Source organism: Methylobacterium sp. CCH5-D2 (assembly GCF_001556475.1).
Classification (GTDB): Bacteria; Pseudomonadota; Alphaproteobacteria; order Rhizobiales; family Beijerinckiaceae; genus Methylobacterium; species Methylobacterium hispanicum.
Window position 1 is genome coordinate 1 of record NZ_LSIX01000290.1, and the last position, 13344, is coordinate 13344.

The following is a 13344-nucleotide window of genomic DNA, read 5'->3' on the forward strand; positions in this document are numbered from 1 at the left end:
CTGGCGGGCCGGGCGAGGGGGCACGAGCGGGCCCGGCGCGCCGCCGCGGCCCTCACGCCGGTTCCGGGCGCTCCTGTGGCTCGCGATCCGGGCCTTCCGCACCCGGCGCCGTCACGGCTACGGCGACCGCAGCACCGACGATGGCGCCTCCCAGGGCCGCCGCGGCCAATGCCGCAGGTGCCGGCGGCCGACCCTTGAGCGCCTCGGCCAGGACGGCCTCCGCTTCGGCCTCGCTCTCACGCACAGCGAGCATCAGCTTGGGACCGAACTTGAGGACCGATCCGGCGCCCTCGTGGTGGATGGCGGGGCTCGGCGGCTCCACCTCGCGGACCCGTTCCGCGCTGACCATCATCTCGATGGCGCCCTCGGGAGGGGTCAGCCGAGCCATGGCAGCCCCGGCTGCGGCGAACTTCGCGGCCAGGGAAGCCACCGTTTCCACGGAGTAGATCCGGTCACCCGTGATGCGGAGCATCACCGCATCCTTGAACTCGTGGTCAAAAGCCTGACGCATCCACAGGAGCTCGTCCGGAGCGATATACTCGACGTCGCCACCCGGCATCCTGACGATCACCATGTCGGCTCCCCCTGTCATCTAAGCTCGACAACAACATGAGTTCGAGCTTGGTGTCCATAAGGCGCTGCGTGCTTTCACCGGCTGCCGGACCGTCGGTCGCGGGAACCTTGGCCGTTTCCAATGCCCGCGCGGCCGGGCGACATCCCGAGGCCTCGCCACCGGCAACGCGAGCGGCCGTGGAGCATGCCCGCGGCCGTTCCATCCGCGTCCGATCCCGGCACGCGCCCGGCCATGGTAGGTGCGGCCCGAGGAACATGGCGCCGCCGTGCCGCCTCGCGTCGCTTCAAGAGGACAGGGGGAACCGGAGAGTGCCCGCTCGATCCCTCCTACGATACTGTGCGGCCCGAGGCTTCCGTCGCCACGTGCCGAGCCGGCAGGGCGGCTGCCGACCGGTGCCGGCGCGCCCCGAAGGCGCCCCGGTTCATCATCGAACCCGGACCGGCGACGTCGGCCCGGGGCTTGCGCCGCTCGCGCTATGTGGGGCCGGCGCCCGCGACATCGGCCGGCCCTCCCTTCAACCCGCGCCCGGCAGAACGCCGTTCAGGGCAAGGGGCCTGTTCCTGGATCGGGCGCGGCCGACCGCGTCATGAAGAACCGCTCCTTTCCCTCCGCCCACGCGAAGCCGACGCGCGCCAGTTCGGAGACCGGTGGTCCACCGTCGTCGGCGGCGAACCGCAGGGTCACGCCCTCGGCGTCGGCGGCCCGGACGAGCCAGTCCGCGAAATCCGCCGGAAGCTGGCCACCGGCGCGGCAAGCGATCACGAGCTGGTCCTCCGCGTAGGCATCGAGCACGAAGCCGTCGCCGCCGTCCCGTTCCAGGATGCGGCGCATCAGGCGGAAGGAGGAGGTGTCGAGTTCCGGCGGCACATGGGCGTCTAGACACGCGTCCACCTCGGCCCAGGCGGGCCGGTCGGCCCGGTGGCCGGGCCCGACGAGATCCTCTGCCCTGTGCTGCATCGAGCCGAGCTGAAGGTCGAAGCAGGTGGCGACCGCAAACCGGATCCCGTGTCGCGCCAGGATAGCCCGAGCCCGCCCGGACAGGTCGCCGCTGCGTTCGACGGCGACCTCCATGACCTCCAGCCCGGGATGGCGCCGCAGCACGGTTTCCAGCGCCTCCCCCAAGCCGCCCCAGATATCGCCCTGCAGCCCTTCGAGCAGGCGACGACGCCAGGGCGGCCCCTCCAAGCCCCGCTTCCTCGGTCCCCCGACCGGGGGCGACCGCAGAACCGGCGCGGCCCGGGCGAACGACGCGCTTCGGACCGCTCCTAGCTCCGCCTCGAAGATGGCGTCCGCGAGGCGCACCACGAGGGGCGCGAGCGCCTTCCGCGCCGCCTTGCGGAACTCATGCGCGACCGACCGCACCTGACGGGCAAGCGTGTCGTCGCGTGCCCCCGAATCGTACCCGACCGCTCGCGAGCGGCCCGCCCCCTGGGCGAAGGTCCGGGCTTCGAGGGCCTCGACCGCGCGCATCAGGATCGGGAGCGCCTCAAGGAAGCGGACGGCACCGTCGAGGTGATCCCGCGCCGTGGTGTGCTCCGGGACCTCGCCCGCGATCTGTCCGACAGCCGCGAGGAGGCCGGAGACGTCCCGCGGGTCCCGCAGTTGCGGCAAGGCGGAGAAGGCGGCGCGATGGAGTGGGTTGCGCGACCTGGCGAGCGGCATGACGACCCCGTCGAGCCACGTCTGCCTGAGGTGCTTGCGCAAGCCGACGTCCAGGCCGTGCAGCTTGGACCGCAGGATGCCTCCCGCTTGGCTGGCAGTGAGAAGGTTGTCCAGCAACACGTTCAGGATCATGCTCGATTCGGGCGCGCAAACCGCGAAGACGGCCCGCATCGCCCGACGGATTTCCTCCTCCGAGACGGGCGGGATGCCGGCGGTAGAAGCGTCGGACGCGTTGAAGGCACACGGAACTTGGCCGGAAGTGGGCATGCGGGCACCGGAGAGTTGGGACGGAGCCGCCCCGCCGCGGATCAGGCACCCTCGCGGGGCCCGCCGGGACCGCCGCTCGCGAGTGGCGCGGGCCCGAATCGGCAGAGTGCTGCTCCGCCCGGGAGCACGCGTTGATCGTCCGGGCGGTCGTGAAAGGGACAAGCTGCGACCCGCCCCCGATCCTCGGCCGCAAGCGGGGACATCCGTGTGCCAAGCAAGGCCTGGCCCGCGCGGTCACAGGATTGCGTGGCTCTCAGGCCGAGCGCTGGTCTCGCCTAACTCCGGGGAGGGCGGTGACGCGGACGGGGAGTTGAGCGGGGTCTGGACCTTCCGCGTGTTTCACAACCGCTCGGAACCCCTGACCGGGATCGGGGATCTGCTCGCGGGGAAGGGCGCGCTCACGGTCGAGCATGCTGCGGCACCTGGCGCGTTGCCAGCTTGTCGCTCGGCACCTGCGGGGCCCTGATCGAGTCCCTCGTCCTTAACGCCATGCACATGCGGTGGAGCTTGGTACCGCGCGATCCCGCGAGCGGAGAGCCCACCTTCCTCGGGCGTCTCGACCACGAGACCGGCGGCGAGTGGCTGCTTCCCCCTTCGACTTCCCGGGCGAGTTCTGCTCCTCCCATGTCCAATTCGGTGCCCTGGCGGCTTCCCGACCGAGTCGACCAGCGCATCGGCGGCTGGCTCGGCGCCCACGAGGCCCTCCAATCCGAGGAGGTGGCGGCCGCGGAGGTCGGGGGGCATGGTTCGCCGATGGCGCCGGGTCAGGAACCGTGGCCCGGGCCGCCGGGTGCCCGAGGCGGGCACGTGCGTCTCGACGAGGAGGGGTGCGCCGGGCGCTCCGCACCATCCGACCGGCCGGAGGGCGAGGGTGAGCCCGGCGGGGCCGCGGTCGTGCCGGGTTCGATCGGTGCATCGCTGCCGCGGCGCGGGGGCGGCGACGCTCGTGCCCACCATCGCGCGACCCTGGCCCCCCGCCTTGACGCCTTCTCAAGGCGCTTGCCGGTTGCGCCCGGCGAGCGGCTTGGCTTCCGACGGACCCCGCCACTCGGCGAGGGAATGCCGCGGCCCGGTGTCCGCTGGGGCCGCGAAGCAGGGACATCGGCCCCTGGATTGGGCGCGCCTCGCCCTCCGGGTCGGACGTCAGGGCCCGGCGGGCGACGGCGGGCCCATGGCCCTGCCAGGCCTAGCGGCGGCTTGCCGCCATCCGGCCGACCATGTTCCGGCCGGCCTTGCCCCGCAACGCCCAGGCATGAGCCCGCGACGCTGCCGGCGGGCCGGCGGGCGGGACGGTCCGCATCGGATCCACGTCACGGCTGCGCGGGGACGCGTAGCACGCGGAGATCCAGGCATGCACCGCGCCGACGAGCGCCGCCATGGTCACGGCGCTTCGCCCTTGACCGTCCCGACAGGCCCCGGACCGGCCCAACAGGGCGTTGAGGTGCGCGTGTCCCGGAAGTGCACGTGCGGGCCGGTGCAGGACCTGGATCCCCATCCGCCACGCGGCCTCGTGGAAGCCCGTGTCATGGTACCCGACGGCGTGGTCCACCACGATGACTTCCGGCACGCCCAGGCACGGCCAGGCCGCACCGAGCCCGCCCGCCGTGCCCGAGCCGTCACCGAACAGCCTGAGGACATCGACCGGTCTGCGCCGCTCCGCGTCGAGGGCGGCGGCGACGACTAGGCCCGTGCCCTCGTCGCGGCCCAGCGTCATGTGGACGACGTCGAGGCCGAGGTCCGCGACGCGAACGGCGAGGGCTGCCTGGCTGATGCCTACGCACGCCAGCGCACGCGGGGAGGGGACGTTGACGGGCCTGTACCGGTCGTGCGCGTCCGGCGGCACCTGGCGGCACGATGCTGCCCGGGCGGGATCATCGAGGGCGGGAGGGGAGGCGTTCGTTTCCTGGTCACGGGTCTTCATCACGGAACTCCGGCATGACGGCCGCGGGGCGGCCCGTCGCTGGACAGGGGACTCCCCCGGCCTGGGCCGGGGGAGGGGAGCGAACCGCGGTGCGGACGCTCAGCGGTCGGCATCGTCCCCGTCGGAGGGGCCCCGCCCGTCGATGTCGGCGGCCCGGCGGCCCAGGGCGCGCGCGATGTCGCCGTCCCACCGGTCGAAGTCGGGGTCGAGGAAGGCAGCGGAGACGGGGTCGTCGTCGGTGAGGCCACCGAAATCCAGGTCGTCCATGGGTCTTGTCCTCTCGCAGGCGAAGGGACCGGGCCCGCGCCCCTCGGGGGCGGGTCCTCGGCGATGGTCGCCAACGGGATCCAGGACGAACGCAACGAGACGCTTGCGCAGGCGCGCATGTGCGGCTAGTGTACGCCCGTCGATCCGAGCGGCCTGGCAGCCTCTCGGAGAAACCCGTTGGCCTTGGCTGGCCAATCCCGAGCCTTTGGGCGCGGGATGCCTGACACTCGCGGCAGCTGCGACACTGAGAGGCGAGTTCAGGGTAAAGCGCGCGGCCCATGGGCCGCGCGTTTCTTTTTGCTCGTCCGAGACTTGAGGTCCCGGGTCAGCCCGACCCAAGGGCGGGCCACGAGCCCGTGCCCGCCCGACCGGCCGGTCAGCCGCCGGAGCATGCGGGCGAGAGGTCAACGCCCGCTTGAGGTGACTGGCCGCCATGCACGCCTCCATCATCCAAGTCGAATAGTACCATGTTCCGGCAAGTTTTTACACCTGCGGTGTAGCTTGCCTGGACTGACTTTTCCCGGTTGGTTAAGGTTCAGGCACCCGCCCGCCCCGACTTCTCCGGCCGCCGTCATCTGGTGCCTACTTACGCCGGAGGCAGCGCGTACCACCGGCGAGCAAGCTCATCGTGGCGGACCAGGCCCAGGCGCTTCAAACGCGTCTTCGCCTTCTCGGAAGCGTCCTTGCTCATCTTGGCGTCTCGGACGGCATCGTTCAGCTCGGTCCCGGACAGGCCGGCCTCTCCAGCCCGCTCCAGCGCCTCCACGATCACCGTGGCCGCACGACCTAGGACCACGGAAGGCGCCCCCGTCCGCACGGGCTTCGCCGGAGTAGGGGGCGAGGTCGGCGTCACGGGCGAGGGCATCGGGACAGGCTCCGTCCCCGCCTTTGCCAACAGCTCCTCCATGCGCTCCTTCTGAAGGTAGAGGACCGCCAGACGCGACGCGGTCGAGCGCAGGAACCTGTTCTGCTCCTCGACGACCTTATCGATCTCCTCCTCGATGCGCCTGACGGCGGAGCGAAGGTCGTTGAACATGGTGTGCTCCCCTGGCCTGAAGCCGCGCAGCCCTGGGCGAAGCTGCAGGCCAGGGCATCCATGGCCATGGCCATAGCTACGGCACCCGGCGTCGGACGGCAAGCATTTCGGACCATGGCCCGCTAGCGAATGGCGGTAAGGTTAAACAAGCCTTTCACCGGATGCGTATCGCCCTCTAGAGCCATCTCGGCCGCGCCTCGGCGCGCCACCCGGATGGACACCGGGCCGGACGCGGTCGCCCGTTCCGACGCGACGCCGCTGGAGCCCAGGGCCAGGTGCCGGTGCGGAGCCTCCCCCGCGGCAGCGCTCGCTCGCGGTCATTGCGCCGAACACGGCCATGGCGCCGTCGGGAACCGGCGCCGATGCAGCTCGGCCCTGGTGTAAACCGGCCATGGCCAGGCCCCCGCTGGACCATGCGTGGGTCAGCCGGCCGAGGCCGCGCGGCTCAGACAGCGGCCCCCGCAAGTCGCGTGTCGCGACCGTTTCAAGGGAAGGCCGGCCAGGGGGCGCGGCATGCCGCGCGAGCCCACCGCCCCGGCCCACAAGACGCCGGCGCCCTGTCCATGGCCAGTCTAGCGAGGCGGCCGGGCCAGAATGCCTGCCCAGAACCCCCCGTAGGTATGCCTTAACGGTTGACGCCGATACGTTCGCTTGAACGGCGGCGCAGCGAGCCGCCCGCCCCTCCCGATGAAGGCCGGTCGAACGGCCGGGCACTGGACGAGCGCATGATCCCGCCTGCCGATCACGAGGCCGAACGCCTGACGGCCCTGCGCAGCCTCGGCATCCTCGGTTCGCCGCCCGATCCCGATCTCGACGCCATCTGCCGCCTCGCCGCCGAGATGCTCGGCACGCCGACCGTGGCCGTCTCCCTCGTCGACGCGGAACGGCAGTGGTTCGTGGCGGGCGTCGGGACCTTCGCGGTCAGCACAGCCCGGAATGCCGCCTTCTGCAACCACGCCATCCGGTCAGACGACATCCTCGTGGTCGAGGATGCCGGCCTGGACCCGCGCTTCGCGGGCAACCCGCTCGTCACCGGCGCGCCCGGCATCCGGTTCTACGCCGGCGCGCCCCTCAGCCTGAAGCACGGCCTGCGGCTCGGCACCCTCTGCCTCATCGACACGCAGCCGCGGGCGCTGGATGATGCGCGGAGGCGCCGGCTCCGCGACTTCGCCGCCCTCGCCGTCTCGCACCTTCGCCTGCAGGAGACGAAGGTCGCCCTGCAGGCGCGCGAGAACGAACTGCACCGGGCAAACCGCGACCTCGGCCTGGCGGAGCGTTGGGCCAAGATCGGCCACTGGCGCATCGCGTTCCCCAGCGAGCGCATCACGTGGTCGGACGGGATGTACCCCATCTTCGGCCGTCCACCCGGGGCCGGGGCGCCGACGAAGCAAGCGGTGCTCGACACGTTCCATCCGGAGGACCGAGAAGATGTGCGCGTCCGCCTTGAGCGGACCGCCATGGGAGGTGAGGCCTACGAGCATCGTCCGCGCTTCGTTCGTACGGACGGCGAGATCCGCGTCGTGCTGGCCCACGCGGTCGCCGAGCGGGACGCCGCGGGCGAGGTCGTCGGGCTGTTCGGCGCCTGCATGGACGTGACCGACCTCGTCCGGGTCGAGGACGACCTGCGCGCGACCTCGGCGCTGCTCCGCGCAACCTTGGAGCACATGGACCAGGGCCTCCTTATGGTGGACGCCGCACGGCGTGTCCGCGTGCACAACCGGCGCGCGCTTGAGCTTCTCGACCTGCCGGGGGAGCTCCTGCGCGGCGAGCCGAGTTTCGAGGCGGTGCGGCGCCATCAGGTCGCCCGCGGCGAGACGGCGGACCCGGCCGAGGCGCTGCCTCCTTCGGGACGGGAGCAGGCGAGGGAGGCCGACAGCCGGATCCACGAGCGGGAGCGCCCGGAGGGGACCGTCCTTGAGGTCCGTACGGTGCCGCTCGAAGGCGGCGGGATGGTGCGCACCTACACGGACATCACCGCGCGTAAGCGGGCCGAGGCCCAGATCGCCCACATGGCGCACCACGACGCGCTGACCGGCCTCGCGAACCGGACCCGCTTCCGCGAGTGCCTCGACCGACGGCTCGCAGAGGTCGGCCACCACGACGCGACGTGCGCCGTGCTCTGCCTGGATCTCGACCGCTTCAAGGCGGTGAACGACACGCTCGGCCACCCGGCCGGCGACGCGCTGCTACGGTCCGTCGCTGCCCGGATGCGCGACCGCCTACGGGAGGGGGACGTCCTGGCGCGGCTCGGCGGGGACGAGTTCGCCGTGCTGACCGCTCCCGTCGCCAACCCGGGGCAGGGCGCCGCCGTGGCCGCGCGCCTGGTCGAGGCCCTTCAGGCGCCGTTCCGCATCGAGGGACACGAGATCACGGTCGGGGCCAGCATCGGGATCGCGCTCGCGCCAGAGCACGGCCGGGACGGCGACACGCTGTTCAAGAACGCCGACCTCGCGCTTTACGCGGCCAAGGACTCGGGCCGCGACGGGTACCGGTTCTATCACCCTGCGATGGGTCAGGCCGCGAGCGGCCGGCAGCGGCTGGAGCTCGACCTGCGCGGGGCGCTCGCGCGGGACCAGTTCGAGCTGCACTACCAGCCCGTGGTCGACGCGCGCTCGCTGGCGATCACCGGGTTCGAGGCGCTGATCCGCTGGACGCACCCGACCCGAGGCCGCGTCCCGCCGGACGCCTTCATACCGGTGGCCGAGGAAACGGGGCTCATCGTGCCGGTCGGCGAGTGGGTGCTCCGCAACGCCTGCGAGGAGGCGGCGCGATGGCCGGGAGACATGCGCCTGGCCGTCAACGTCTCGGCCGTCCAGCTGATGCGGCCCGGCCTGGTCGAGGGCGTCGTCGCGACGCTGGCCGCCACCGGCCTGCACGCCGGTCGCCTGGAGTTGGAGATCACCGAGACCGCGCTCCTGCGGGACAACCCCGCGGTCCTGGCCTGCCTGCACGAGTTGCGAGGCCTCGGCGTGCGCTTCGCGCTCGACGACTTCGGCACAGGATACTCTTCGCTGAGTTACCTGCGGAGGTTCCCGCTCGACCGGATCAAGATCGACCGCTCCTTCGTCGAGGCGGTGGACGATCCGGGCACGGCAGCCATCGTCGGGGCCATCGCCGGCCTAGGGGCCTCCCTCGGCGCTGCGGTCACGGCCGAGGGCGTCGAGACGGAGCGGCAGCTCCACGCGGTGCGGCTGTCCGGCTGCGGCGAGGCGCAGGGCTACCTGTTCGGCAAACCCCTGCCCGCGGCCGAGGCCGCCGCCTTCCTGCGCCGGAAGGCCGGGACGAAGGCCGCATTGCCCGGGCAGCCCTGGGACCGCTGCGGGCGGGGCAGGTCACGATGCGGACCGCCCTGGCCTGCGCGCCGCGGATGATCCGGCGGACGCCGCGCAGCTAGCTTGGCGGTAGGCGACACGGCCGCTTAAGATTCGTTGCGGTACGCTCGATTCGGCGAACGTCCGTCACGTTCGTCGCCGCCGTCGCAGGGTCGGATACCCGGCCGGCGCTTCGCGGTTACCAAGACAGCGGAGGCGGTCGGAGGCGCCCATGGAGGCTCGGCCGACCACGGCGCTCGACGAGACCTCGCCGGCGGACCTGTTCGCGGCCTCACCGGTCGCGGCCGGCCGCCCCCCCAGCACGTTCCGGCCAGGCTGAGCCGGCGGGCGTTCTCGGGAGCGGGTTCGTCGGACCCTGGATGCCTCTCGAAGTTTTAACGGCAGCCGGTCCACCCCTCGGCCCAGCCGCGACGCCTCCCGGCCAGCTACGACGCACTGCAGAGGTGCATGCGTAGATCCCTCACCGTGGTGACGGCGAACGCAAGACGCCGACCCGCTCGTCCGGTCGCGCGCGCCCGCACTCGTCCCGGACCCGCTTCTCGACCGCTCGGGCGCCGGGGCCACGTGTTCGACCTCTTGCCGCGCACGCGCGCCTCGCCGGCCTCCTGTGCCGCACGCGCGGACAAGGAGCCCCTCGAAGAACGCCGCGCATCCGTGGCACCCGGCGGCACCAGCACATGGACGCACCGCGACCGTGCAGCCGCCGCCCCGTCGCGCGTCGGCGCGGATTGCCCCAAATCCGACGACCGCCTTCGCCGGCGTAAGCCGGTCAACGCAGCGTTCCCAGGGTTTCGCGCGGGCCTTGGCCGCTCGCGTAGGGCTCCGTCGAGGCCGCGGAGGTTAGGATCTGCCTGCCGACGACGCCGCACGCCCCCGCGACGGCGATGGCCAACAGGATGCGCAGGAACGTCCTCCGCGCGGCCGCCAGGACGCCCGGCCGCACACGGCGCCTTCGCCCGGCGTTCCTGGATGTCCAGGCATGGCGTTCCGGGCCCATTCGAACTCTCCGATCTCGCGGTAAACCAGCCGAGGGCCGCGGGAGGCTGCGCGTCCGGCCTTTCAGCGGGGCGGGTCGAACGAGTACGGGAAGCTTAGCGAATGCTGCAGGCCGGCCGTGACGCGGAAGTCCTGCCGGCGGTCGCCGCCGAAGCCGACCCCGACACCCCCGGTCAAGACTGTCTGGGGCGTGACGATGTAGCGGGCGCCGATCTCAGCCAGGTTCACCGCGCGCCCCCTTTCGCGGTCGGTCTCGCGGAAGATGTCGGCGACCAGCACTACGTTGTTCGACACCGGCTGGCTGTAGCCCACCCCGACACGGTAGCGGTCGCGCCGCTCCGCCTCGCGCCCTGTGGTTGGGTCGTAGTTGTGGAACCATGACGCGTTGAAGTGAATCCGGCGCGGCACGTAGGAGTAGGGCGAAAGCCCCTCCGGGTCCGGCGTGCCGATGCTCTTGGTCGCCAGGAACTTGAGCTCGGTCTCGGTCCCGCCCGCCATGCGGCCGTAGGGGGTGTTGACGCCGAGCGCGACCGCCAGGGCCGGCAGGACGAGGTCTTCCTGGTTGAAGTTGTAGAAGCCTTGGGCCCGGAACGCTCCCTGGTCGGTGTCGCTCGCCGTGCCAACCCTGTAAGGCGCCTCGACAGATAACTGGAAGTTCTTGAAGGCCCCCCACTCCACGCGGGGCACGGCCATCAGGCTGCTGAGGCCACGCGGGTCGTTCCGGGTGCGGTTGTACTGGAAGTAGGACTGTACTTCGAGGCCGTTCTCCTTGATCGGGTAGGCGTCCTCGACGGTGATGGGCAGCCCCTCCTCCAGGTTGGTGTGATCCGCGGCGAGCGCCGGGCCGGCGGAGGCGACGAGGGCGGCCGCGAGGGCGGCGCGAACGATCTTCGGCATGGCGCGGGGCTCCTCAGCGCACGGCGACGCGGGCCGGGCCGAAGCTCGGCTCGACGCCCATGTCGATGGGGGCCACGTCCGGGATGCGGGCGGCCTTGGCCTTCCAGGCGGAGACCATGTGCTCGACCATCATGGCCGGGGTCTCCCCGGGCTCGGTCGAGCCCGGCATCATCCGCATGCCGGGGGCGACCTGCATCAAGGCGTCGTGGAGCGAGCCGGGAACCTCGCCGGGCTCGATTCCGAGCCGGCCGTTCATCATCATCTGCCGCATGACGGCGGCCTTCCGGTCCTTGGAGAGGCCGCCCGGATACATCATCGGCAGCATCTCCATGAGCATGTCCATCATGATCATGCCCATCGCGCCCTGGGGCGAGCGCACCCAAGCCGGGTAGGTGCGCGGATCGTAGCCCGGATGCGGCTCGCGGAACTTGCGCGCGTAAACCTCGTCGCCGGGCTGGTAGCCCATGGCCTCGATGACGCGGTACATCTCCGCCCGCTTCTCCTCGACCGACCAGCCCTTGTAGGCCAGGATCGAGTAGGCGATGCCGTGCAGCATGTGCAGGTTGTCGAAGATGTTTGCGCTCTCCGGGCTCATTCGAGAGTAGCGCGGCATGATCTCGCGCGAGAGCACCATTCGCTGCGGGCGGTCGTTAAGGATCTCGCGGTACATGGTCTCCTCGACGGCCTTGATCGCGACCTCCTGATCATGGTTACCCGAGATCATCTGGGCTTCGTAGACGGCCGGATGCCACCAGTGGGCGACGTAGAACAGGCTCTGGTCGAGCGGGTAGAAGTTCCGGAAGTGGTTCAGGTAGGGCTTCATCATGATGCCCGCGCGCCGCATCGTGAGTTCGAGCGGCGCCACGCTGCGGGGCACGCCCGGCGTCTGCATCTCAAGGTAGTAGCGGACCGTGCGGTCCGTCCAAACCTTCTTCTCGGCCCAAGGGATCTCACGGAACGACATCACGTCGTAGGTCTGCTCGTGATGCATGTGCGTCCAGTCGATCGTCCGGAACAGCGTGTGCATCGCCCGGTCGACGTAGCTTGAGTAGTACGGCATCTCCGGCTCGGTCGCCGGCGGATCGCGCAGCCACTCCTGGGCCTCCTTGTCGAAGCGGGCGTCGACGGCGGCGTGGTCCTCGAAGCGCGTCAACTGCAGCAAGTCGTGCTGCTTCGAGTGGAAGAAGTGCATCCCGGCGCCGATGCGGTACGCGCGGTTGTGCCGGTAGAAGAAGGCGAGGTTGTAAGGCCCCTTGAGGAAGCTCACCCCGTTGCGCTGTTCGAGCGCGAGGGCCCGGCCGACGCCCCGCGGCAGGGATGCCGCCGCGCCGAAGACCCCGGCGGCGCCGGTGAGAAGGGCTCGTCGCGACATACCGGCCATCGGCACCTCCGTTATACCCCTCATGGGTAAACGCGCCGACAATCGTTCGTCAAAGCCAGTCGCGAGTTAATCCGCGGCTCCCGGCCGGATCCGGCTGGATGTTGCCAAAGTGCGACAATCCGGGCGGCGGGGCAGGCTGCCCCGCCGCCATCGTCACGCCCCATGCCGGGCAACCTCCGCGATGGCCAGCCGGCAGAATGCAGCGCCGGACGGCAGCTACGGCGGCGCCATGGCGCGCCTCTTGCCCGGACTTCCAGGCGCGGGACCTTGAGCGGGCCTGGCGGGAATGCCGGAGGTGTCAGACGATGCGAGCGATGAGACCGCCGACCTCGTCGGCCAGGCGCTGCCGCTCGGTATCCGAGAGGTTCCCGGCCAGCGAGGATTGCACCAGCGCGTGCATGTGGTCGCGCACCATGTCCGACTGCACGCGCCTGAGCGCAGCGACCACCGCGTCGATCTGGTGCGCGACGTCGATGCAGTAGCGCCCGTTCTCGATCATTTGCTGCACGCCGCGCACCTGCCCCTCGATTCGACGGAGCCGCGGGATCTGCTGCCTATGGTCGACCGGGACGCCTCCATGGTCCTCTTCGGAACCTGCCATGCTGCCGTGTACCTCTGATGGTCGGGCGACCGCTGGCCCCGGGACCCGGAACAATACCCCGGTTGGGTATGTTGACATTCGCGACGCCCCGGCCTCGTCGGCCTCGGGGCTTCCCTTGATAGTAAGGCTTAGCATCCTCCCGAACAATGCGAGCGACGACATGCATCAGATGAGCCACGATATGCAGGCCTGCATCGACGAGTGCCTGCGCTGCTACCAGACCTGCCTCGGCATGGCCTCGAACCACTGCCTGCCCGCCGGCGGCAAGCACGTCGAGCCCGGGCACCTGCGCCTGATGCTTGCCTGCGCCGAGATCTGCCGGACTTCGGCGCACTTCATGCTGCTCGGCACGGAGCACCACAAGCATACCTGCGCCGAGTGCGCCGACGTCTGCGAGGACTGCGCCCGCA

General features: G+C 71.1%; 10 protein-coding genes. 2 read left to right on the plus strand and 8 right to left on the minus strand.

What is annotated here, in order from left to right; all coding sequences use genetic code 11:
* Positions 1-52 precede the first annotated feature (52 nt).
* From AX737_RS37935 to AX737_RS37955, 5 genes are all read right to left on the minus strand, one after another.
* On the minus strand, positions 53-574 hold the full coding sequence (locus AX737_RS37935; RefSeq protein WP_066920367.1) for a hypothetical protein: 522 nt from the start codon (positions 572-574) through the stop codon (positions 53-55).
* A gap of 540 nt (positions 575-1114) precedes the next feature.
* Positions 1115-2407 (minus strand): hypothetical protein, encoded by a 1293-nt coding sequence (locus AX737_RS37940; protein WP_066920369.1) that lies wholly within the window; start codon positions 2405-2407, stop codon positions 1115-1117.
* Positions 2408-3689: 1282 nt separating this feature from the next.
* Positions 3690-4424: a hypothetical protein gene (locus AX737_RS37945; protein WP_156453581.1), complete on the minus strand. Its 735-nt coding sequence runs from the start codon at positions 4422-4424 to the stop codon at positions 3690-3692.
* Between the two features lie 99 nt (positions 4425-4523).
* Positions 4524-4691: a hypothetical protein gene (locus tag AX737_RS37950; RefSeq protein ID WP_156453582.1), complete on the minus strand. Its 168-nt coding sequence runs from the start codon at positions 4689-4691 to the stop codon at positions 4524-4526.
* Between the two features lie 586 nt (positions 4692-5277).
* The gene (locus AX737_RS37955; RefSeq protein WP_066920372.1) at positions 5278-5727 is read right to left on the minus strand and encodes a hypothetical protein; all 450 of its coding nucleotides are present in this window, start codon (positions 5725-5727) and stop codon (positions 5278-5280) included.
* Positions 5728-6452: 725 nt separating this feature from the next.
* Between AX737_RS37955 and AX737_RS37960 the strand changes: the two genes are divergently transcribed.
* Positions 6453-9098, plus strand: coding sequence for an EAL domain-containing protein (locus AX737_RS37960; RefSeq protein WP_066920374.1), 2646 nt, complete (start codon positions 6453-6455; stop codon positions 9096-9098).
* 1020 nt (positions 9099-10118) lie between these two features.
* On the opposite strand, the gene AX737_RS37965 is transcribed toward AX737_RS37960, so the two are convergent.
* The 3 genes from AX737_RS37965 to AX737_RS37975 form a co-directional block, all read right to left on the minus strand.
* Positions 10119-10952, minus strand: coding sequence for a hypothetical protein (locus AX737_RS37965; protein WP_066920378.1), 834 nt, complete (start codon positions 10950-10952; stop codon positions 10119-10121).
* 13 nt (positions 10953-10965) lie between these two features.
* Positions 10966-12333, minus strand: a complete 1368-nt coding sequence (locus AX737_RS37970) for a hypothetical protein (protein ID WP_066920380.1) — start codon at positions 12331-12333, stop codon at positions 10966-10968.
* Between the two features lie 298 nt (positions 12334-12631).
* Entirely contained in the window at positions 12632-12934 is a 303-nt protein-coding gene (locus tag AX737_RS37975; RefSeq protein WP_066920382.1) for a metal-sensitive transcriptional regulator, read from the minus strand.
* Between the two features lie 160 nt (positions 12935-13094).
* Between AX737_RS37975 and AX737_RS37980 the strand changes: the two genes are divergently transcribed.
* A partial coding sequence (locus AX737_RS37980; protein ID WP_066920384.1) for a four-helix bundle copper-binding protein occupies positions 13095-13344 on the plus strand: 250 nt, incomplete at its 3' end.